Raw genomic sequence first — 20,136 nt, 5'->3', positions numbered from 1 at the left:
TTTCCTCCAGGTGTTTACCGCTTTGCATGTACTAACTATTCGTAAGCACTATGCATTCCGACGCCACTGTGGTCAAGGTGGGTACCATTTAGGGCATGAACACCCAGCGCACCCCGTCGGACGAGACCGACGACCCGACGCTGGAAGCCGACGTGTTTGCGCGAAACTGCACGTCGCGGCCGGTTTTGCAGAATGTGGCGAGCCGGTGGGGCATCCTCGCCCTGGTGGCGCTGCGGGAGGGGCCGTACCGCTTCAGCGCCCTGCGCAGGCGCGTGGACGGTGTGAGCGAACGCATGCTCTCGCAGACCCTGCAGGCCCTGGAACGCGACGGCATGGTGCACCGCGAGGTCCAAGAGACCATCCCGCCGCGCGTCGAATACACCCTCACCGAACTCGGCGCCGAAGTGGCCGATCAGCTCGAGGCGCTCATTCAGGTGGTGGAGAAGAACATGCCGAGGGTCCACGAGGCCCAGGCCGCCTACCACCGCGATTGATCGCGCAGGCCGGGAACGACCGCGCCCGGTGATCGGTTGCAGGTGACATGGAACTCTCCGAAGCCGTCGATTTCGCCCGTTCCGCCCGCCGCTCCGTGCTCACCACCATCCGCCGCAACGGCAGGCCGCAGCTGTCCAACGTGCTGCACGTCGTCGGGGACGACGATGTCATCCGCATCTCCATCACCGCCGACCGCGCGAAATACCACAATCTGCGCCGCGACCCCTGGGCCGCGCTGCACGTCACCCGCGACGATTTCTTCGCCTACGCCGTCCTCGAAGGCACCGTCGAACTCACCCCCGTCGCCGCCGACCCCGACGACCCCACCGTCGACGAACTCGTCGCCTACTACCGCTCGGTCTCCGGCGAACACCCCGACTGGTCCGACTATCGACGCGCCATGGTCGAAGAACGCCGCGTCCTCGCCCGCTTCACCCCCACCAACGCCTACGGCATGCTCTGACGCTGCCGAACGCCGGCTGATCCACGCCTGCCGCCACCGCCGTTCGCACCGTGGACGCGGCGAGCAAGCCGGGGCGTGCGCCGAAGGGCTGCCGGGCGCGGCTATTGCGCGCGACGGACTGGCTGGCGACACCGAGAGCCAGGCATCGCTCAGCGGGCGAGAAGCTGCGAGACGGGGAGGAAGGTGTAGCCGTCGGCACGTAGTTCGGCGACTATGCGCGGGATGGCGGCGAGGGAGTCCGGGTTGCTCATCACGTGCAGGAGGATGATCGAGCCGGGACGAACCTCGGCGACCGTTTCGCGGACGATCTCGTCAGTGGTAGCCACCTTGCCGGAATCCGGTTCGACGTCCCACATGACGGTGGTGCGGTCGTGCTCGGCGAGATATTCGGGCAGCGAAAAGAGTTTCTTGCCGTAGGGCGGGCGGAAGGTGATGGGCCCGCGGTAGCCGGTTTTCGCGATCTCGGCGTCGGTGTCCTCGATCTCGGCGCGCACGGTCTCGTCGGAGACGAACACCATGCGGCGGTGGTTGTAGGTGTGGTTGCCGATCTCGTGGCCCGCGGCGGCGATCGCCCCGCCCGCCTCGGGACGGGCCGCGAGATCCCGCCCGTTCAGGTAGAACGTGGCCGGAACGCCCGCGTCGGCAAGGACTTTCAGCACGGCGGGCGCGTTACCGGAGGGTCCGTCATCGAACGTCAGCGCGACCACTCTGTCCGCGGTGTCGACGCGATCCACCAGCCGCCCCGCCACCTGATAGGTGCGCGAGTTCATCAGGTAATAGGTGCCGACTCCCATGAGCACCACCAGGACGAGCGCGAGCGCGAACCCGACCAACCACCGGCGAAGCATCTTCGCTGTATATCACGACGAAAAACGGTGGCGCTCGGCTCTTTCAGCCGAGCGCCACCGTTCCCGTAACTCAGAAGTTGATCATGTGACCCGCGAGACCGTGGATGGCCTCCTGCAGCGCCTCGCTCAGCGTCGGGTGGGTGTGCACGTTGCGGGCGAGTTCGTTGACCGTGAGGTCCCACTTCTGGGCCAAGGTCAGCTCGGGCAGCAGCTCCGAGACGTCGGGTCCGATCAGGTGGCCGCCGATCAGCTCGCCGTACTTGGCGTCGGAGATCAGCTTCACGAAACCGGTCGCGTCGCCGAGGCCGTGCGCCTTGCCGTTGGCGGTGAACGGGAAGGTCGCGACCTTCACGTCATAGCCCTCGGCGCGCGCCTGCTCCTCGGTGAGGCCGAAGCTGGCCACCTGCGGCTGGCAGAAGGTGGCGCGCGGCATCATCCGGTAGTCACCGAGGGTGAGGGTCTCCGCGCCGCCGATGGTCTCGGACGCGACCACGCCCTGCGCCTCTGCGACGTGCGCGAGCTGCAGCTTGCCGGTGACGTCACCGATGGCGTAGATGTGCGGCACGTTGGTGCGCATGTAGTCGTCGATGGCGATGGCGCCGCGCTCGAGCTGCACGCCGGTGTTCTCCAGGCCGTAGCCCTCCACCCGCGGCGCGAAGCCGACGGCCTGCAGCACCTTGTCGACGGTGACGGTCTCCACCGAGCCGGTCTTGTTGTCCTTGATCGTGACGGTGACCTTGGATCCGTCGTCGTTCATGGACTGCACGGCCGCACCCGTGGTGATGGTGATGCCGAGCTTCTTGTACGCCTTGGTGATCTCCTTGGAGACGTCGGCGTCCTCGTTGGGCAGCGCGCGGTCCAGGAACTCCACGATGCGCACGTCGACGCCGTAGTTCTTCAGGACGTAGCCGAACTCCATACCGATCGCGCCGGCGCCGACGATGAGGATCGAACCGGGCAGGTCCCTGGTCAGGATCTGCTCTTCGTAGGTGACGACGTTGGCGCTGAGCTGGGTGCCGGGCAGCAGCTTGGTGACGGTGCCCGTCGCGATGATCACGTTGTCGAACGTGACGGTCTCGGTGCCGCCCTTGGACAGCTCCACCGCGAGCGTGTTCGCGTCGACGAAGGTGCCCTTGCCGTCGAACTCGTCGATCTTGTTCTTCTTCATCAGGAAGTGGACGCCCTTGACCCGGCCGTCCGCCACCTTGCGGCTGCGGTCGAACGCCGCGCCGAAGTCGAAGCTCGCCTCACCGGAAATGCCGAAGGTCTTGGCTTCTTTGGTGAAAATGTGCGCGAGCTCGGCATTGCGCAGCAACGCCTTCGACGGGATGCAGCCCACGTTCAGGCACACACCGCCCCAGTATTTCTGCTCGACGATCGCTGTTCGCAGGCCGAGTTGAGCGGCGCGGATCGCGGCGACGTATCCGCCGGGACCAGCACCGAGAACGACGACATCGTAGTGGGAAGTCACGTCACCGAGCCTAACTCTGTTGCGGGGAGTTCACCCATCGTGCCCCCGCCTAGGTGAGATGCAGGTCACAGGCCGCCGTGTCCCGCTCCGACGAGCGCCGCGAACGCCGCGACGACCTGGGCGTGAGCGGCCCGGACCGCACTACTGTGGGCTGGTGGCGAACGGTGGATCGAGCGGTGTCGGCGCAGCCCGTCCGTTCGATCCGATCGACGGCACCACCTCGACTCATCTCGTTCGCCTCGTCCGTGATGTCGTCCGGCTATCGAACGCCGACCCCGCTCGGCTGGCCCGCATTCCCGCGATCGACGATGCCGCGCTGGCCGGTGAACTCAACCGGATCCCGCTGCGCTCGCTGGTCGATCTATGGGAGTTGCTCGCGCAGACCAGGCCGGAGCCGGGCACCGGTCTGGCGGTGGCGGCAGCCGCCCCGCTCGGCACCCTCACGACCTGGGATTACCTCGTCACCAACGGACCGACGCTGGCCGACGCGCTGTGGGCGGCCCAGCCCTATCACCGGCTGGTGACCGCCGCCGCGGAGGGCTTCGAGCTGGATCACCCCGGCGAGCTCACCGTCGGCTACCGCACCAGCGCCGACGATCCCGCGGTCGCCGCGGTGGTCAACGAATACGTCCTCGCCTACTACCTGCGGCGCGCCCGCGAGGCGACCGGCCGCCAGGTGATCCCCGCCCGCCTCACCTTCAGCCGGTCCGCCCCCGCCACCCACGACGCGTTGACCGCCGCCTTCGGCACCGATCGCATCGAATTCGACGCGCCCGCCGACTCCATCACCTTCACCGCGGCCGACGCCGCTGCCCCGCTGCTGCGCGCCGACCCGATGCTCGCCGACCTCCTGCGCAGCCACGCCGACCTGGTGCTCGCGACGGCCAAGCCGGTCCCCGGCCCACTGGAGGCCTTCCGCCTCGCCCTCGACGCGACCCTCGAGCAGGGCGAACCGTCGCTCGCCGAGGTCGCCCGCCGCTTGGCCGTGAGCCCACGAACCTTGCAGCGTCAACTTGCCGAACACGACACCGGGTGGCGCCACGAGGTCGACCTCGCCCGCTACCAACGCGCGAAAGCACTCCTCGACCAAGGGCTTACAACCGCGACCGTGGCAACCCGGCTCGGCTTCGCCGACGACCGCGCCTTACGCAAAGCCTTCCACCGCTGGACCGGCACACCCCCCTCCGCCCGGCCTACCTGATTCGCGCCCCTCACCACTCCCCCCAAAGGCTCAGCCCTGCAAAGCCTTTGTGCGGGCTCATCTGCCAGAGCAGCGGTACCCGCTGCCGCCCCGGCGACGTGCGGCGCTGGCCACGATGTGCCCACGCACTTCACAGAGGGCTCATGGTTTTGTCCATCATGTCTGACGTCGGTTGTCCGTGAATCGTGACGGCACCGGGTGTGTCAGGGGAGGTTGTGTTCGTGAATCCTGACGGCCTGTCGCGAGGAGCAGTAGATCGATTGCCGACCCATTGATCTCCTCGAGTCCGTCTCCGTAGGTCCACTCTGTGTCGGTCGCAGTCAAACGCGCTCCGCGAAACCCTTTCCGCGCACCGTAGAACCTACTGGTGAGCACATGGTCGAGCGCGACCACGACCCGCTCGGCCGGTGTCTGCCAGCTTCGTCCGAGCGGACGGGCGATGTCCTGCCCATGCACGATGATGTCCACCAACGGATCCACCGGTCCCGCACCGGGTGCCCGGTGGGCCGAGCCAGCGGCTTCCCGCAACTGTGCGATCAGCTGGGTGGGCGTGAACCGTGCGGCGTGCTCGCGCGCCAGCTCGGCGGTCATCCGATCCCAGTTGCCCCGGGCACGGATCATGCCCACAAGTGCGGTCCACACGGTGTCCCGGACGGTGATGTGGGCGAGCACGTCGTGAACGGTCCAGCTGGAGCACAGCGAGTCCTGGGCCCATTCGGTTTCGGTCAGGTTGTCGAGGAAGTCAGCGAGGGCGAGTCGCTCCGCTCGCACCCAGGTCAGGATCAGGTCACGGTCCATCGTCGATTCTCCCGGTCGAGTGTCTGTCACCGATACCGACGGGTCCGAACACCGAAACTCATCGGCCCGGTCGCACTGGCCACTAGGCGCACGTACGCGCTGTCGCGTTCGGACTGCCGTCGATATTCGTGAGCGACACGCCCACCACCCCTTCTCCAGCCGCCGTCAGGATTCGTGAACAACCGCCGTCAGAGATCGCGAACAAAGCCAGGCTCAACCCGGCGAAGCGTGCACCGCCTATGTGAGGCCGCGCCTGCCACAGCGGCGGGCACAGCCCGGAGGCGCCCAACCCGTGAGCTACGGCGGAAGAACGCGCCACACACCGTCGACACGCTTCGCAGCGCACTCGAGCCTGTGAGGCGTACGGCCCCTTTGTGGCAGCGGGGGACTCCCCCTGCGCCGAGCCGATGACATGCGGCGCCGACGCGACACGCGCCTCACATACCTTCCACACGCATCACAGAACGCTCAACCCTGTGAGACATGCGGACCCCTTTCTGAGGCCGCGCCTGGCCTCAGCGCCAAGTACGCCGCGCCGACCCGATGACGTACAGCGCCGGGCGCGACGCGTGCCTCGCATACCTTCCACACGCCTCGCAGACGTTGCAACCCCTGCGAGGCGCATGAAGCCTCTGCGAGGTCGGGCCTGCGGCGGTGGTCGGAGAGGGCGCCGGGATGGTGGCGTGTTTGGGCCGGTTGGTGGCGGTGGAGGGCCTGGGAAGTTGGGTTGCGGGCTCATAGCGTCGTCGGTACCGGATGGAACTGTCCGGGAGGTTCTCGAGAAAGTGCGAAACAGATGACTACTCAGTCGATTTCGGCCACATTGCCCGTCAGTACCCGGGAGATTCAGTTGGCGGCGCGCCCCGAGGGTGCGCCGAGCGCCGCGAACTTCGCGCTGGTGACCCGTCCGATCCCTGAGCTCGCCGACGGTCAGATCCTGGTGCGCAATACCTGGATGTCGGTCGACCCTTACATGCGGGGGCGGATGGATGACCGTCCGTCCTATATCGCTCCGTTCCAGGTCGGTGCGGCCATGGAGGGCTCTGCGGTCGGTGAGGTGATTGCCTCGCGCTCGGCGCGGATTCCGGTGGGCGCCCAGGTGACTCACTTCGCGGGGTGGCGTGAGCACGCGGTTCTCGACGCGGAGCTGGCGACCCCGGTCGACACGACCGCGGCCGCGCCGCAGCACTTCCTCGGCGCGCTGGGCACCACCGGGCTCACCGCGTACGCGGCGCTCACCGATGTGGCGCCGGTTCGGCCCGGCGATACCGTCTTCGTCTCGGCGGCGGCGGGTGCGGTGGGCAGCGTCGCAGGTCAGCTCGCCAAGGCACTGGGGGCGAGCCGGGTGATCGGCTCGGCGGGCGGTCCGGCGAAAACGGCCCTGCTGCTGGAAGAATTCGGTTTCGACACCGCCATCGACTACCGCGCGGGCGATCTGGCCGGACAGCTCGCGGCGGCCGCGCCGGAGGGCATCGATGTCTACCTGGACAGCGTCGGCGGTGAGCACCTGCGCGTCGCCGTGGCGGCCATGCGACCGAAGGGGCGCGTCGCGCTGGTCGGCGCGATCAGCGGCTACAACGGCGCGACCGGCGAGCCTGGCCCCGATCTGTATCTGGCTGCCACCAATGAGGTTTCGCTACGCGGCATGCTGGTGAGCAGTTACTTCCCGATCTTCGGGGAGTACATCGGCAAGGCCGCCGCCTGGCTCGCCGACGGCACCCTGCGCACCAGGGAAACCGTCTACGAAGGTCTGGAGCAGGCGCCCGCCGCATTCCTCGGCGTGCTGTCCGGCGCCAACACCGGCAAGATGCTCGTGCGCCTGGGGTGATCGAGCGAACTCGGTCGCGCCAGACCTGCTCGGCGCCCCAGCGGAAGTTCCCGCCGAACACCGCAGCCCGCTCCCCCCGGTGAACCCGAGCACCTGGGACGGATCGAGCGAACTCAGCTCCGCCAGACCTGCTCGCCGACCCGCCGGAAGTCCCCGCCAAACACCCGCGGCCCGCTCGCCCTCGGTGAACTCGTGACCCTGGGGCGATCGAGCGAACTCAGTCCCGCCAAACCTGCTCGCCGAGCCGGCGGTAGGTCTCGCGGAACACCGCGCGGCCCGCTCATCCTTGGTGAACTCGTGACCCTGGGGCGATCGAGCGAACTCAGTTCCGCCAGACCTGCTCGGCGACCCGCCGGAAGTTCCCGCCGAATACCGCGGTCCGCTCGTCCTCGGTGAAGCCGCGCGCGGCAAGTTCCGCGTCGAGCCCGGCACCCACGCCGAGGCCGAGCAGGTCTTCCGGCGGAACCCATTGCAGCGGGCCCCATTTGGTGTAGGACTCGGAGAACGCCTCAGGGTTGGCGAAGAGTTCGGCATTGAAGTCCGCGCCGTCGAAGGAGTAGTCCGAGCCGACGCCGATGTGCTCGATGCCGACCAGTTCGGCACCGTACCGAATGTGGTCGGCCATCGCCGCAACGCGCTCCGCCTGCGCGCCTGCTTCGTTGCGGCCCAGGAAGATTCCGACGCCGTTGATACCGATGACGCCGCCGGTCTCGGCGCAGGCCCTGGCCTGATCGTCGGTGATGTTGCGCGGGTGATCCCACAGCGCGGCGAAGTTGGCGTGGCTGTAGATCATCGGCACGGCGGTGCACGCGGAGAGGTCGAGCCCGGTGCGCCGGGAACAGTGCGCGCCGTCGACGAACACGCCGACCTCGTTGAGCTTGCGCACCAGGTCCTTACCGTAGGCGGTGATGCCGGTGTCCTCGGTATCCAGGCAACCGCAGCCCGCCACGTTGGCGTGGTTGTAGGTCGGCAGCAGCGAGCGCACCCCGAGGTCGTGGAACACCTCGACGTTGTCCAGGTCGCCGCCGAGCGGACCGGAGTCCTCGAGATCGAAGGCCAGCGCGATCCGCTCCGGGTCGCCGAGGTCGTCCAGCCCGGCGACTAGCCGGAAGCGCCCGTCCGCCAACGCATCCCGGCGGAACTGCCGCACCAGCGCCAGCGCGTCCGCGGTGCGCTGCCTGGAGTATCCGATGTTCACCGACAGGTACGAGCCGAGCGGGTACCTGGCCAGCTCCGCGATGTCCGCGGAGGGCAGCAGCGGCAGACAGCAGTGCTGTTCCCATAGGAAGGGCGGCAAATTCGGACTCCTGTCGCTCGGTGAGGAATTCCGATCCTAGAAGCACCGCCGGACGAAAACCGTCCGCACCCGCACGAGGTGAATTCGAGACCGATCCGCGACCCGATCGCGGCTAACGAAACGTCCGATTCGACCGATTTTCCGGTTGTTTCATCCCCCACTGCCCAAGGCGGTGCGACGTGCGTCGCTTCCTCGTTCTGATTTCCGCGCTGGTCGCCGGAATCGGATTCTCGATCATCCCCAACTCCGCTCTCGCGGCTCCCTCCTACTGCGGCCTGGTCTGGGGTTCGCTGGACAAGTCGGACCCGAGCCACTCGACCGCTCAGGTCACGAATGTGCGTTCCGGCCGCCACCAATGTTTCGACCGTCTGGTCATCGACGTCGCGGGCCCGGTGACCGGCTACCGGGCCGCCTATGTCGGCTCGGTGACCATGGATGCGTCGGGCGCGCCCGTGCCGCTGCGCGGCGATGCGTTCCTCAGCGTGACGGTGCATGCACCCGCCTACGACGACGCGGGCAGCAGCACCTACCGCCCGGCCGATCGCGGTGAACTGGCGAGGGTCGGCGGCTATCAGACCTTCCGTCAGGTCGCCTGGGCTGGTTCGTTCGAAGGTCAGACCACCTTCGGTCTCGGCGTGCGGTCGCGGCTGCCGTTCCGGGTGTTCACGCTGGATGGGCCGGGCGGTGGGTCGCGAGTCGTGCTCGACGTCGCACACTTCTGGTAACCGCGCACGCAGGGACGACGTCGCTCAGCAACAATATTGGTATGAGGGAACGCAGTGAGCGAATCATGTCCCAGCGCGCTTCGCGCATGCCGGAGCCGAGCGCCAGCGAGGCGCAGGCATGAGCGTTGAGCAGAACGTGACGGATCCTTACCTCTGGCTCGAAGAAGTGACCGGCGAGCGGCCCCTGGCGTGGGCGCGCGCGCACAACGAGGTGGTCGGGGAGCGCTTCGCCTCGACCGAGCGGTTCGCCGACCTGGAGCATCGCATCCTCGACATGCTCGACACCGACACCAAGATCGCCTACCCGGGCCGCCGGGGCCGCTGGCTGTACAACTTCTGGCGCGACGCCGAACACCCGCGTGGCCTGTGGCGTCGCACCACGTTCGCCGAGTACGCCAAGGAATCGCCGGAGTGGGACGTCCTGATCGACCTGGACGCCCTCGCCACCGCCGAAAGCGAGAACTGGGTGTGGGGCGGCGCGGCGGTGCTGCGCCCCGAGCAGTCGCGCGCGCTCATCAGCCTGTCCCGTGGCGGCGCCGACGCCAAGGTCGTTCGCGAATTCGACATCGACCGAAGGGAATTCGTCGATGTGGCGGACGGCGGCTACTTCCTGCCCGAAGCCAAATCGGAGATCAGGTGGATCGATGTCGACTCGGTGTACGTCGGCACCGATTTCGGGCCGGGTTCGCTGACCGAGTCCGGATATCCGCGCATCGCCAAGCGCTGGCACCGCGGCACCGAACTCGCCGACGCCGAAACGGTTTTCGAGGGCGCCGCGGACGATGTGGCGGTCTCGGCAGGCTACGACCGCACCCCCGGCTACGAACGCCATTTCGTCGGCCGCGCCACCGATTTCTTCAACGAAGAGGTGTACCTCATCGAGCCGGACGGCACGCTGCGCTACATCGACGTGCCGACCGACGCGAGCGAATCCTGGTACAAGGACTGGCTGCTGGTCCGGCTGAAGTCGCCGTGGGAGGTGGGCGGGGTGACCTATCCGTCCGGCGCGCTGCTGACCATCGATTTCGAGAGCTTCCTCTCGGGCGCAAGGGAATTCGAGGTGCTCTTCACCCCCGACGCGCACACCTCGCTGCACGGCTACGGCTGGACCGAGAACCACCTGCTGCTCATCACCCTGCAAGACGTGCAGACCAAACTGCACGTGCTGACCCCGGGACCAGACGGTTGGGCCATCGAGCCGCTGGCCGACACCCCGCCGATGGCGACGACCAGCGTCATGAACCTGGACCCGCTGGAGGGCGGCGACGAGTTCATGCTCACCACGAGCGGATTCACCACGCCCGCAACGCTGCTGGCCAGTGCGGTCGGCGGCAGCACCGAGCAGCTCAAGCAGGAGCCCGCCTTCTTCGACGCGGACGGCGTCGAGACCGAGCAGTTCTTCGCCCGTTCCGACGACGGAACGATGGTGCCGTACTTCGTGATCCGGCATCGTGACCGCAAGGACGCGCCCGGCCCCACCGTCATGTCCGGCTATGGCGGCTTCGAGGTCTCCCGCACCCCCGCCTACAGCGGCGCCTCCGGCATGGGCTGGCTGGAGCGCGGCGGCACCTGGGTGATGACCAACATCCGTGGCGGCGGCGAGTACGGCCCGGATTGGCACACCTCGGTGCAGAAAGCCAACCGCCACAAGGTGTACGAGGATTTCGCGGCCATCGCCAGGGATCTCGTCGATCGCGGCATCACCACGCCCGAACAGCTCGGCGCGGTGGGCGGCAGCAACGGCGGTCTGCTGATGGGCGTGATGCTGACCAGGTATCCGGAGCTGTTCGGCGCCATCGTCTGCCAGGTCCCGCTGCTCGACATGAAGCGCTACCACCTGCTGCTGGCGGGCGCCTCGTGGATGGCGGAGTACGGCGACCCGGACAAGCCGGAGGAGTGGGAGTACATCGGCAAGTACTCGCCGTACCAGAACACCCGCGCCGACGCCGGCTATCCGCCGATCCTGCTCACCACCTCCACCCGCGACGACCGCGTGCACCCCGGTCACGCCCGCAAGATGGCGGCGCTGCTGGAGGAGCAGGGCCACACGTTCTGGTACCACGAGAACATCGAGGGCGGCCACGGCGGCGCGGCGGACAACAAGCAGATGGCGTTCCAGGCCGCGCTCATCTACGAGTTCTTCACCCAAATGCTCATGGAGCGAAGCGAATAGGCGGCTGACCCTGCCGATCTCGGCCAGGCGCGAACCGCGTCCGGCCGAGGTCGGGGGAACTACGCGGTGGCGTGCTCGAGCTCGGCCAGCCCGTTCTCCAGGTGTCGGAGGAGGCGTTGCAGGTGCGGCACGCTGCGGCGGCAGCCGACCACGCCGAAATCGAGGTTGCCCGCGTTGGACGTGACGGTGATGTTGAGTGCCTGGCCGTCCAGCACGATCGACATCGGATAGTTGCCGTCCAGCCGCGCGCCGTACCAGTACATCGGTTCGCGCGACCCCGGCACGTTGGAGATCACGATGTTGAACGGCGGGCGCGTCATGGCGACGAAACCGGGGACGTTCGACAGGCCGAGCGGCGCGACCATCAGCGCGGACACCGCGAGCGCCTCCGCCTTCGGCATCTGCGCGAACAATCGTTTGCCCTCGCTCATCGACGCGCTGATCGTGCGCAGGCGCTCGCCCGGGTCGGGCAGATCGGTGCCGAGGGTGCACAGGATGGTGCCCACGGCGTTGCCGCTCGCCTCGCCCGCGCCGTCCTGCCGCAGCGACACCGGGACCATCGCGATCAGCGACCGATCCGGTAGCGCGTCGTGTTCGAGCAGGTAGGCGCGCAGCGCCGCCGAGCACATCGCGAGGACCACGTCGTTGACGGTGACGCTGGCCGCCTCCTGCACCGCCCGTATCCGCGCCAGCGGCCACGACTGCGCCGCGCAGCGCCGCGCTCCGCCGATCGGGACGTTGAACATGGAGTCCGGCGCGTCGAACGGGAGCGCGAGCCGATGTTCCACGAATGCCTGCTTGGCCATGGTCAGGGTCGACGGCGCGAGTCTCCCGAGACCGCGCAACGCACCCGTCGCGCGCCCGGCCAGCGACGGACCCCGCCCGCGTTCGTGCTCGCTCTCGATGCTCCACGGCACCCGCACGTCGGTCGCGTGCGGGTCGGTGCTCAGCGTGCGCTGCAACAGGCGTTGCGCCGCGATACCGTCGATCAGGGCGTGGTGGACCTTGGTGTAGACCGCGAGCCTGCCGTCGTCGAGCCCCTCGATCAGATGCTGCTCCCACAGGGGCCGATACCGGTCGAGCAGGCCGCCGTGCAACCGGGACGTGAGGTCGAGCAGTTCCCGCACCCGGCCCGGTGTTGGGAGCGCGGAGCGGCGCAGGTGGTAGTCCAGATCCACCTCGTCGTCGTAGTACCAGGTGAGGCTGGAGATGCCGCCGAGCAGGGTGCCGGGGCGCTTGCGGAACACCCGCCTGCGCACCGGCATTGCGCGCATCCGTTCGTGGATGGACCTGATGAAATCAGGCCCGGCGCCCTCCGGCGGCTGGAACAGCTGGAGGGAACCCACGTGCATCGGGTGTTCCCGTGACTCGTTCACCAGGAAGATCGCGTCAGGTGGAGAAATGAACTCGACCATGTGTCCGTCCCTTGCCGAACCCGAGTCGGAGCAATGTACCGCTTCGCCCAGCGTAGCTGCCACGCCGTGGCGTCTACCACGGCCGCATGCTCGACGGCTTCGCGGGCCGGTCGGCGATCGGCCGCTGAGCCCGCCGCACGACTACCGCTCGCGCAGCCACTTCTCGATTCGGTCGACGGTGGAGTTCGGATCCGGGATCCAGCCGTTGTGCCCCAACCGTTCCGGCTGATGCCAGGTGGTCAGCTCGGCCTCGGGCATCTTGCTGAGTAGATGCTCGGCCGAGCCGCGCGGCGTGAGTTCGTCGCCCTCGATGGTGACCGAGAGGACCGGCAGCTTCAGCCGGGCGATGCGTTCCTCGTAGTCGATGTCGGCCCCGACCGGAACGAAGCGGCCGGTGCGCGCCAGCCGCGCCCAGTCGGAGATGAGCACCTTCGACTGGGGGCCGAAGCCGCCGACCGTGATCCGATCGCCCGGCCAGAAGCCGGCGAGGCTGGCGGTCAGCGAGGCCGCCGCGGTGCCGAACAGCATGCCGGGACTGAACAATCCGCGATAGCCGCGGTAGTACGGCGTGCCCGAGGCGACGAGAATCACCCCGCCCAGCCTGCCGCGGATCCGCGCCGCGTACATGACGGCGAGCTGGCCGCCCATGCTGTGCCCGAGCAGATACGGCGTGCTTCCCGGGAACCGGTCGCGCACCACCTCGAAGATCGCGGGGAAGTCCACCGACACCAGCTCGTGGTAGCCGTAGGTGCTGGTCGGGCTCGGCCGCGGGCGGCTGTCGCCGTTACCGCGCAATTCGCCGATGGCGGCATCGAATCCGCGCGCGGCGAGCTGCTGGGCGACCATTTCGTAGTACGCGCCCGGCACACCGAGCCCGGGCACGATCACCACGACCGGACGCGGCGCGTCGAGCGTGACCGGATGCCGGTGCTGACCCTCGCCCGGAACCAGCCGCACCGGAATGGTGCTGCCGTCCGGCACCTGGATCGGAACTGTCTCCATGCTGCGCACGCTACCGCGCGGCGGTATGCACCGCCGCGGGGGCAGCCCGACCACCCGGTCTGCTACGCGCCGACGGCGCCCATGATCACGCGGCTGAGTACGCGGATCACGTCGTCCAGCGGCGGGCGCGGATCCGAGCCGCTCCACGAATCCACCACGTAGTTGACCGCGCCGATGATCGCCAGCACCCGCATTTCGTAGTCGCCAGGCGGGATTTCGCCCTGCATGGCCGCGTCCTCGGCGGCGCTGGCCAGCAGCGAACCCCACACGCGGCGTAGCTCGAGGCGGAACTTCTCCACCTTCGGTCCGGCGCCGACCACTTCGACGAGCGCCACCCGCGCCTTGCGCGGATCGGCCCCGATGGACTCGACGTAGGCGCGCACCGCGGCGTCGATGAGCTCCAGCGCCGACGCGTCGGTCTTCTTGTCCAGCGCGGCCGTCACCGCATCGCGGGACTCCCTGTCGATTTGCTCGTAGAGCTCTAGTAGGAGCGACTCGCGCCCGGTGAACTCCTCGTAGAACTGTCGTGAGGAGAGCCCGGCGTCTTTACAGATGGCGCCCACCGAACTATTGGCGTATCCGTCGCGCGCAAAGACCGTCAGGCCTGATTCCAGAAAACGCGCACGCCGCTGGCGTTGCCGGTCCTCTACGGGTTGCCCGGCATACATTCGTCCCGTATTCGCATCCTGTGACATTGGGGCAGACAATACCGAAGGGCCCGATCCCCTCGTCATGGATCGGGCCCTTCGTCTCAACCTTCGACTGACCGCGCGTTAGCCGAAAGTTGTCAGCCTGGTAGCTAGATCAACCGTTCCTCCAATCCGACCATCGCGGCTCCGTTGTCACTGGCTGTTTGCCGACACGGACGATACCGAGGGTTGCGCCGCGCAGGAAGGGTTTTGGAGGAATTTAGTAGAACTTTTTTTGAACGGACCGGTCCCTCTTCTTCACCCGCTGTCGCCGCTGGTCGACAGCAGTTCCGGCAGCGCACCGACGGAGTCGATCACGTGGTCGGGAGCGGTCTCGGCGGCCGCGAGCACGCCGGGCCGGAATTTACCGGTACGGACCAGTACTCCGGTCATGCCGACGGCTTGCCCGGCAAGCACATCCGAATGCAGGTCGTCCCCGACCATTACGATCTCCGCGGGCTCCAGATCCATGAGTTGCGCGCACGTGCGGAATCCCGTCGGCGCGGGCTTGCCGATCACCTCGATCTCCGCATTGCCCGCCGCCGAAAGCCCCGGAAGATAAGCGCCCGCGTCGATACGCAAGCCGTCGGCGGTGGCCCAGGTGAGACCGCCTTGCATCGCGACGGCGGGCACGCCGTCCAGCATGAACTCGGCCACGCGGCTGAGCGCGCGATGCGTGAATTCCGTTCCGGCGCCGCCGATCACCACCACATCGGGACGTTCCTCGACGAGGTCGAGCCCGGCGAGATCTTCGGCGATGTCCCCGTGATTCAACACCCAGACCCGCGCACCCGGATAGCGGCGCCGCAGGAATTCGGCGGTCAACCGGCCCGCCGTGACGATTTCCTCGGTATCGATCTCGAATCCGGCCGTCGTCAGCCGTTTGCCGATCTCGGCGCAGGTACTCGACGTGGTGTTGGTGAGAAATGCTCGGCGCAAACCTCTTTCGCGTAATTCGCACACGGCGGCCAGTGCTCCGTCGATCGGCCGCCACGAAGTAACCAGCACGCCGTCGATGTCGTAGAGCACGCCTCTGATCTCGCCGCCCGACATGAATTCAGCCTACGACCGGAGCGAGGCTCCCGCCCTCGGAACGCGCGGACCGGGCGTCTACCTGGCGTACTCACCGCGAAGCCTTCCAACCGAGCACGCGACCACGGCCGGTCCCGGCATTCCGATCCCCGACTCGATGCAAAACAGAAAGGCGCTGCGCCGGATGTGTTCCGGCGCAGCGCCTTTCCTTGTTCGGCTCAGCTGCCGTATGTCAGGGCAGCACCTGCGGAATGGCATCGGGCACGACCGTGCCCACGATCGCGCCGATCACGGCGCCCATGATGCCGGTGGTGATCACACCGACCACCGCGCACAGCCCGTAGCCGACGATGAAGACCGCCAGGGTGGGGATGCAGGTGATGGCGGCGAGGACCGCGCCGACACCGGCGCCGGCCGCGGCGCCGTTCATGACCGGATCCGGGTACTGGGCCTGCGGATTGGTCGCGATGTCCTTCAGTTCGGCGCCGGTGGCGGCCGAGACCTCGGGGGTCTCCACCGACAGGGTGCGGCCGTCTTCGGACACCTTCGCGTCCAGCGCGATGGCGGTCCCGGACGGGGTGGTCACCTGGAGCGGAAGCTCGGTGACCGCCGCGCCTGCGGCGTCGACGACCTTGACCGAGGACTCACCGAGCACGAACGTGCCGGCATCCAGCTTGGCGGAAACGGCGCTCAGGTCCGGCGCCACCGTGGTGTGGTAGCCGATCTCGGCGGCCTGGCCCGACGTCGACATGGCGCCTGCCAGCCGCGCCTGCTGATCGGCGTAGCCGTCGGCCGAGGCCGCGCCGGCCCCGGCGAAGGTGGCGGCCGCCGCCAGCGGCAGCACACCGATGAGCGCAGTGCGGCCGATCCGCAGTGCAGTGCGATGGAACATCGAAATCTCCCTCCCGACCCCGACCCCCGGACGACGTGAACCGTCGTATTCCCCCCGGAAAATCGAACGTCGTAACGTGCGATGTGAACGCCTCATTCGTAGTCGGCGCACGATGAACAAATCAAATCATGTGACATACCCAACAATGCGGAACCGTTGCGCTACAACAGTTTTGCCGATCCACCAGCCAATTCGAGCAAATGTCGAGCGAAAATCAGCGGGCCGCAACGGGTTCGGTCGCCGCGGAGCGCGCAAGGGCGCGGCCAGCGGCAGGGCGAACAGCAACGAACTCACCAACAGCGACTGCACGAGCAGCACCGAGCCGCGGCCGAGCGCCAGCGCCTGGAACACGTAACCGGCCGCGCCGACGACGGTCCCGAGCCACCACCGCGGCCGGTGCACCAGGCTGCCGATCGCGCCGAAACGACCGAGATCGGCATCCGGCACCCGCGCGGCCTCCCGCTGACGCGAGACGGCGCTGAACGCAATGCACAGCGCGGCGACCAGCGCGAAGCCGATCGCGAGCGGGTGCGTCATGAGCGCAGACTACCGAGGGCTGCGGCGACGACCGCGCTACTCCGTCGAGGTGGAAGTGTCCTGAGTTCGGGTCGCGTCGTAGGCGTCGGCGCAGCGGGTGAGCAGGGCGAGGAGGGTGTCGCGTTCCGCGGCGGTGAACGCGGCGTCGAGCGCCCGTTCCACCCGGATCGCGCGCGCGTCGGCGTCCCGCATCACCGCCTCGCCGCGTTCGGTGAGACGCGTTTCGAGGACGTTCTTGTGCCAGGCGTGCGGTGTCCGTTCGATGAACCCGCGCTCCTGCAAGTTGGTGAGCACGGTGTTCATCGTCGGCGGCGTGACGCCGCAGAGCCGGGCGAGGGCCGCCGCCGAAATGCCCGGGTTCTCGGAGAGGAACAGCAGCGCCGAGTACTGGGCCACCGTGATGCCCGTCGGCTTCAGCGCGGCGTTCTTCGCCATGGTCAGCGCCTGCTCCGCGCGCTTCACATAGGAGCCGATGCGTTCGGAGGCGGGCATGGACGTCATGCCTGGCATCGTATCCGCTCGTCATTTCATTAGAACCTTGACGATCATTAGAACTCTAATCTATGTTCGCATTCGTTCTTTGATTTGACTCCATCATCGAAAGGCTCGAGCATGTCCACCACGCGCACCCTTGCGATCGCCGCCGTCGCGCTGGCCGCCACCGCGATCACCGCGTGCGGCTCCCCCGATGACGCCGCGCCGGTCAGCACGGCCTACGAACTCCCCGGCGATCGCGTCTACCCCGAAGGCATCGCGCGGGACGCCCGCACCGGCGACACCTATGTCGGCTCGTACAGCACCGGCACGATCTACCGCGCCACCCCGGGCGACGAACGGGCGGAGGTCTTCCTGCCCGAGGGCGCCGACGGACGAAAGACCGCCAACGGCATGAAAGTGGACGGGGCAGGCCGGCTCTGGGTGACCGACTCGACCGCAGGCGTCGCCGTGTACGACACCGCGACCCGCGCGCTGATCGCCCGCTTCGACGTGCCCGGCGCCGACCCCCGCTTCGTCAACGACGTCGTCATCGCGCCGGACGGCACCGCCTACCTCACCGACAGCGTCCGCGCGGTGGTCTACCGTGTCACGCCCGACCAGGTGACCACGACCGCCGCGCAGGGCGGGCGCGGGGAACTGACACCGCGATTCGAGCTGGCGGGTGTCATCGAGCCGCGCGAGCAAGGGTCCTTCAACCTCAACGGCTTGGTCGTGGACGCGTCCGGTCGCTACCTGCTGGTGGTCGACATGGTCGGCGGCGACCTCTATCGCGTCGACCTCACCGCCGCCGCGCCGATCCGCAAGGTCGACCTGCGCGGCGGCGACATGACCAACGCCGACGGCCTCGACCTGCGCGGCGACACGCTGTGGGCGGCGCACAACAGAACCAACACCCTCTCGCGCTGGACGGTGACCGACGACGGCGCCGCGGCGCGGCTGGACGAACAGCTCACCGACGAGTCACTGAGCATTCCAACCACTTTGGTGCGCGACGACGAGCGAATGCTGGTGGTCGCTTCACAGTTCGACAAGGGCGGACCGATGGCCGCGGGCACGCCGGGCGTCTTCCGCGTCGTCGCGGTCACCGGCATCTGAGCGGTACGCCCTAGGGTGAGCCGCATGCTGACCGCACTGCTCTACGGCCTCGGCACCGCGGTGCCGCTGCTCGTCGGCGCCGCGATCGGACTGCGCTGGACGCTGCCTCGAGCGCTGCTCGCCTCGCTGATGGCTTTCGGCTCGGGCACCATGATCGCCGCGGTCTCCTCGGAACTGTTCGAACCGGCCTTCCATCAGGCGGGCGCGCTGATCGCCGGGGCGGCGCTGTTCGCGGGCGCGGGGGTCTACGTGGTCGCCAGCCATCTGATCGAGACCAGGCTGGGTCCGGCCGCCATCGGCTGGGCGCTGATGCTCGGCACCATCCTGGACGGCGTGCCGGAGAACCTCGCGCTCGGCGTCTCGCTGAGCTCGGGCGGCGGGTTGGTGCTGCTGGTCGCGGTGGCCGTCGGCAACGTGCCGGAGGCCATTGGCGGCTCGGCGCTGATGCGTCGCGAGCACGGATTCGACAAGGCCCGCGCCTTCGGATTGTGGGCGGCGACCGGCGCGGTGCTCGTCCTGGTCACCGTGCTGGGAAACAGTCTGTCGGACAATCTGTCCGCGACCCATATCAGCGTGGTGCAGGCCTTCGCGGGCGGCGCGACCATCGCCGTGCTCGCCGATTCGCTGATGCCGGAGGCTTATCGCGAGGGCGGCTGGTGGGTCGGAATGGCCACGGCAGCAGGTTTTCTGGTCGCCTTCGTTCTCCAGGGCTGATCCCGTGACGACACCGACGCAATTTCCGGGGGGTTGCAGTAGCGGTATCCGGTCCGGTGGCATACGCTTCGCGCGGATGAAAACCGCCTCATGGAGGGACTATTGACCACTCCGAGCATGCCGGAGGACGGTGCAGGCGGAACCGACGTCCGGCGAGCAATACCGCTGTCGCAGCTTGTCCACTTGATGGCCGAATACGAAAAGCTCGGCACGCACCGCCAGACCTATCTCCCCGCACCGGTGAGCGACACGTTCGTGCGCGGGTGCGGCATCGTCGCGGGCGGACTCGCCGCGGTCGGTGTCATCTGCGCGGCGGTGGGATCTCTCGTGGCCGGTGTCGCGGTGGGTGTCGTCGCGCTGGTGCCCGCCACCCTGGCCTCGGTACGCGGGCGGCAGAACCGCCAGAACCGCTCGGCCCGGCTGGATCTGTTCGACCACGGCATGACCGTCTACCGGACCGGGGAGCAGATCGCCGGGTTCCGCTGGGACACGGCCGAAGTCCGCCAGCAGGTCATCCCGTTCCAGAACACCTCGCGCGCCGAGTACTCCTTGGCGATGAGCGGCCCCGACGGGGCGCACGCCTCCTTCGACGACACCGAATTCGCCGACGCGCGCGAATGGGGCAGGGCGATCCAGTCGGCCATCACCGGAACCCAGCTGCCGCGCGCCGTCGCCACCATCGACCGGGGCGACATCATGCAATTCGGCGACATCGGCCTGGAACTGACGGCCCTCATCTTCCGCAACCAGGCCTACCCCTGGGAACGCATCCAGCTCATCGACGCCCGCAGCGGCCTGGTCCGCATCAAGGTCGACGGCACCTGGATCTCCCTCGCCCCCGTCGCCGCCATCCCGAATTTCTACATCTTCAACGAACTAGCCGAACGCCTCCGCCTCCCGGCCACCGCCCCGGACCCGACCACATAGGTCCGGCGCGCGACGAATCATTCGGCCGCGCAGCAC

General features: G+C 68.0%; 20 protein-coding genes. 9 read left to right on the top strand and 11 right to left on the bottom strand.

Features of this window, described 5'->3' with window-relative positions; genetic code table 11:
- Positions 1-95: 95 nt before the first annotated feature.
- Both NL1_RS18575 and NL1_RS18570 read left to right on the top strand, forming a co-directional pair.
- Positions 96-494 (top strand): winged helix-turn-helix transcriptional regulator, encoded by a 399-nt coding sequence (locus NL1_RS18575; RefSeq protein ID WP_067841044.1) that lies wholly within the window; start codon positions 96-98, stop codon positions 492-494.
- A gap of 47 nt (positions 495-541) precedes the next feature.
- Entirely contained in the window at positions 542-958 is a 417-nt protein-coding gene (locus NL1_RS18570) for a PPOX class F420-dependent oxidoreductase (protein WP_067841042.1), read from the top strand.
- Between the two features lie 149 nt (positions 959-1,107).
- Here NL1_RS18570 and NL1_RS18565 read toward each other — a convergent pair whose 3' ends face one another.
- Together NL1_RS18565 and lpdA are read right to left on the bottom strand one after the other, a co-directional pair.
- Positions 1,108-1,806: a polysaccharide deacetylase family protein gene (locus tag NL1_RS18565; protein ID WP_067841040.1), complete on the bottom strand. Its 699-nt coding sequence runs from the start codon at positions 1,804-1,806 to the stop codon at positions 1,108-1,110.
- Between the two features lie 70 nt (positions 1,807-1,876).
- Entirely contained in the window at positions 1,877-3,277 is a 1,401-nt protein-coding gene (gene lpdA, locus NL1_RS18560; protein ID WP_067841038.1) for a dihydrolipoyl dehydrogenase, read from the bottom strand.
- A gap of 154 nt (positions 3,278-3,431) precedes the next feature.
- On the opposite strand from lpdA, the gene NL1_RS18555 reads away from it, so the two are divergent.
- Positions 3,432-4,478, top strand: coding sequence for an AraC family transcriptional regulator (locus NL1_RS18555; RefSeq protein ID WP_067841036.1), 1,047 nt, complete (start codon positions 3,432-3,434; stop codon positions 4,476-4,478).
- Positions 4,479-4,634: 156 nt separating this feature from the next.
- Here the strand turns inward: NL1_RS18555 and NL1_RS18550 are convergent, their stop codons facing one another.
- Complete coding sequence (locus tag NL1_RS18550; RefSeq protein WP_067841034.1) at positions 4,635-5,276, bottom strand: maleylpyruvate isomerase family mycothiol-dependent enzyme; 642 nt, start codon at positions 5,274-5,276, stop codon at positions 4,635-4,637.
- A 796-nt stretch (positions 5,277-6,072) separates the two neighbouring features.
- On the opposite strand from NL1_RS18550, the gene NL1_RS18545 reads away from it, so the two are divergent.
- A complete protein-coding gene (locus NL1_RS18545; protein WP_067841032.1) occupies positions 6,073-7,104 on the top strand; it encodes an NADP-dependent oxidoreductase in 1,032 nt (343 codons plus the stop codon).
- Positions 7,105-7,426: 322 nt separating this feature from the next.
- Here the strand turns inward: NL1_RS18545 and NL1_RS18540 are convergent, their stop codons facing one another.
- Positions 7,427-8,401, bottom strand: a complete 975-nt coding sequence (locus NL1_RS18540) for a dipeptidase (protein ID WP_067841030.1) — start codon at positions 8,399-8,401, stop codon at positions 7,427-7,429.
- A 179-nt stretch (positions 8,402-8,580) separates the two neighbouring features.
- Between NL1_RS18540 and NL1_RS18535 the strand changes: the two genes are divergently transcribed.
- Together NL1_RS18535 and NL1_RS18530 are read left to right on the top strand one after the other, a co-directional pair.
- A complete protein-coding gene (locus NL1_RS18535) occupies positions 8,581-9,126 on the top strand; it encodes an AMIN-like domain-containing (lipo)protein (protein WP_067841029.1) in 546 nt (181 codons plus the stop codon).
- Between the two features lie 118 nt (positions 9,127-9,244).
- On the top strand, positions 9,245-11,299 hold the full coding sequence (locus tag NL1_RS18530) for a prolyl oligopeptidase family serine peptidase (RefSeq protein ID WP_067841027.1): 2,055 nt from the start codon (positions 9,245-9,247) through the stop codon (positions 11,297-11,299).
- Between the two features lie 59 nt (positions 11,300-11,358).
- Here NL1_RS18530 and NL1_RS18525 read toward each other — a convergent pair whose 3' ends face one another.
- The 7 genes from NL1_RS18525 to NL1_RS18495 all read right to left on the bottom strand — a co-directional run bounded on the left by NL1_RS18525 (position 11,359) and on the right by NL1_RS18495 (position 17,367).
- A complete protein-coding gene (locus NL1_RS18525; protein WP_067841025.1) occupies positions 11,359-12,714 on the bottom strand; it encodes a WS/DGAT/MGAT family O-acyltransferase in 1,356 nt (451 codons plus the stop codon).
- Between the two features lie 141 nt (positions 12,715-12,855).
- Positions 12,856-13,716, bottom strand: coding sequence for an alpha/beta hydrolase family protein (locus NL1_RS18520; protein ID WP_067841023.1), 861 nt, complete (start codon positions 13,714-13,716; stop codon positions 12,856-12,858).
- Positions 13,717-13,778: 62 nt separating this feature from the next.
- The gene (locus NL1_RS18515) at positions 13,779-14,384 is read right to left on the bottom strand and encodes a TetR/AcrR family transcriptional regulator (protein WP_084510729.1); all 606 of its coding nucleotides are present in this window, start codon (positions 14,382-14,384) and stop codon (positions 13,779-13,781) included.
- Positions 14,385-14,663: 279 nt separating this feature from the next.
- A complete protein-coding gene (locus NL1_RS18510; protein WP_067841019.1) occupies positions 14,664-15,458 on the bottom strand; it encodes an HAD-IIA family hydrolase in 795 nt (264 codons plus the stop codon).
- 211 nt (positions 15,459-15,669) lie between these two features.
- Complete coding sequence (locus NL1_RS18505) at positions 15,670-16,329, bottom strand: DUF8020 domain-containing protein (RefSeq protein ID WP_067841017.1); 660 nt, start codon at positions 16,327-16,329, stop codon at positions 15,670-15,672.
- Between the two features lie 126 nt (positions 16,330-16,455).
- Positions 16,456-16,866 (bottom strand): DMT family transporter, encoded by a 411-nt coding sequence (locus tag NL1_RS18500; RefSeq protein WP_067841015.1) that lies wholly within the window; start codon positions 16,864-16,866, stop codon positions 16,456-16,458.
- Positions 16,867-16,902: 36 nt separating this feature from the next.
- Positions 16,903-17,367 (bottom strand): MarR family winged helix-turn-helix transcriptional regulator, encoded by a 465-nt coding sequence (locus NL1_RS18495; protein ID WP_245673377.1) that lies wholly within the window; start codon positions 17,365-17,367, stop codon positions 16,903-16,905.
- A 111-nt stretch (positions 17,368-17,478) separates the two neighbouring features.
- Between NL1_RS18495 and NL1_RS18490 the strand changes: the two genes are divergently transcribed.
- The 3 genes from NL1_RS18490 (at position 17,479) to NL1_RS18480 (ending at position 20,100) form a co-directional block, all read left to right on the top strand.
- Complete coding sequence (locus tag NL1_RS18490) at positions 17,479-18,459, top strand: SMP-30/gluconolactonase/LRE family protein (protein ID WP_067841014.1); 981 nt, start codon at positions 17,479-17,481, stop codon at positions 18,457-18,459.
- A 24-nt stretch (positions 18,460-18,483) separates the two neighbouring features.
- Positions 18,484-19,173 carry a ZIP family metal transporter gene (locus tag NL1_RS18485; RefSeq protein WP_067841012.1) on the top strand — a complete coding sequence of 230 codons (690 nt, stop codon included), beginning with the start codon at positions 18,484-18,486 and terminating at the stop codon, positions 19,171-19,173.
- Positions 19,174-19,359: 186 nt separating this feature from the next.
- Positions 19,360-20,100, top strand: coding sequence for a DUF6585 family protein (locus NL1_RS18480; protein WP_245673375.1), 741 nt, complete (start codon positions 19,360-19,362; stop codon positions 20,098-20,100).
- The last annotated feature ends 36 nt before the right edge of the window (positions 20,101-20,136 follow it).

This window comes from Nocardia lijiangensis NBRC 108240, from assembly GCF_001613045.1.
GTDB lineage: Bacteria > Actinomycetota > Actinomycetes > Mycobacteriales > Mycobacteriaceae > Nocardia > Nocardia lijiangensis.
The sequence above is the reverse complement of the archived record's forward strand: the minus strand, read 5'-3'. Positions and strand labels throughout refer to the sequence as shown.

Excerpts from the sequence above, each read along its gene's own strand:
- NL1_RS18575 (WP_067841044.1), top strand. The coding sequence starts at position 96 with ATGAACACCCAGCGCACCCCGTCGGACGAGACCGACGACCCGACGCTG.
- NL1_RS18570 (WP_067841042.1), top strand. The coding sequence starts at position 542 with ATGGAACTCTCCGAAGCCGTCGATTTCGCCCGTTCCGCCCGCCGCTCC.
- NL1_RS18565 (WP_067841040.1), bottom strand. The coding sequence starts at position 1,806 with ATGCTTCGCCGGTGGTTGGTCGGGTTCGCGCTCGCGCTCGTCCTGGTG.
- NL1_RS18550 (WP_067841034.1), bottom strand. The coding sequence starts at position 5,276 with ATGGACCGTGACCTGATCCTGACCTGGGTGCGAGCGGAGCGACTCGCC.
- NL1_RS18545 (WP_067841032.1), top strand. The coding sequence starts at position 6,073 with ATGACTACTCAGTCGATTTCGGCCACATTGCCCGTCAGTACCCGGGAG.
- NL1_RS18530 (WP_067841027.1), top strand. The coding sequence starts at position 9,245 with ATGAGCGTTGAGCAGAACGTGACGGATCCTTACCTCTGGCTCGAAGAA.
- NL1_RS18525 (WP_067841025.1), bottom strand. The coding sequence starts at position 12,714 with ATGGTCGAGTTCATTTCTCCACCTGACGCGATCTTCCTGGTGAACGAG.
- NL1_RS18520 (WP_067841023.1), bottom strand. The coding sequence starts at position 13,716 with ATGGAGACAGTTCCGATCCAGGTGCCGGACGGCAGCACCATTCCGGTG.
- NL1_RS18515 (WP_084510729.1), bottom strand. The coding sequence starts at position 14,384 with ATGTATGCCGGGCAACCCGTAGAGGACCGGCAACGCCAGCGGCGTGCG.
- NL1_RS18510 (WP_067841019.1), bottom strand. The coding sequence starts at position 15,458 with ATGTCGGGCGGCGAGATCAGAGGCGTGCTCTACGACATCGACGGCGTG.
- NL1_RS18505 (WP_067841017.1), bottom strand. The coding sequence starts at position 16,329 with ATGTTCCATCGCACTGCACTGCGGATCGGCCGCACTGCGCTCATCGGT.
- NL1_RS18500 (WP_067841015.1), bottom strand. The coding sequence starts at position 16,866 with ATGACGCACCCGCTCGCGATCGGCTTCGCGCTGGTCGCCGCGCTGTGC.
- NL1_RS18495 (WP_245673377.1), bottom strand. The coding sequence starts at position 17,367 with ATGACGTCCATGCCCGCCTCCGAACGCATCGGCTCCTATGTGAAGCGC.
- NL1_RS18490 (WP_067841014.1), top strand. The coding sequence starts at position 17,479 with ATGTCCACCACGCGCACCCTTGCGATCGCCGCCGTCGCGCTGGCCGCC.
- NL1_RS18485 (WP_067841012.1), top strand. The coding sequence starts at position 18,484 with ATGCTGACCGCACTGCTCTACGGCCTCGGCACCGCGGTGCCGCTGCTC.
- NL1_RS18480 (WP_245673375.1), top strand. The coding sequence starts at position 19,360 with ATGGCCGAATACGAAAAGCTCGGCACGCACCGCCAGACCTATCTCCCC.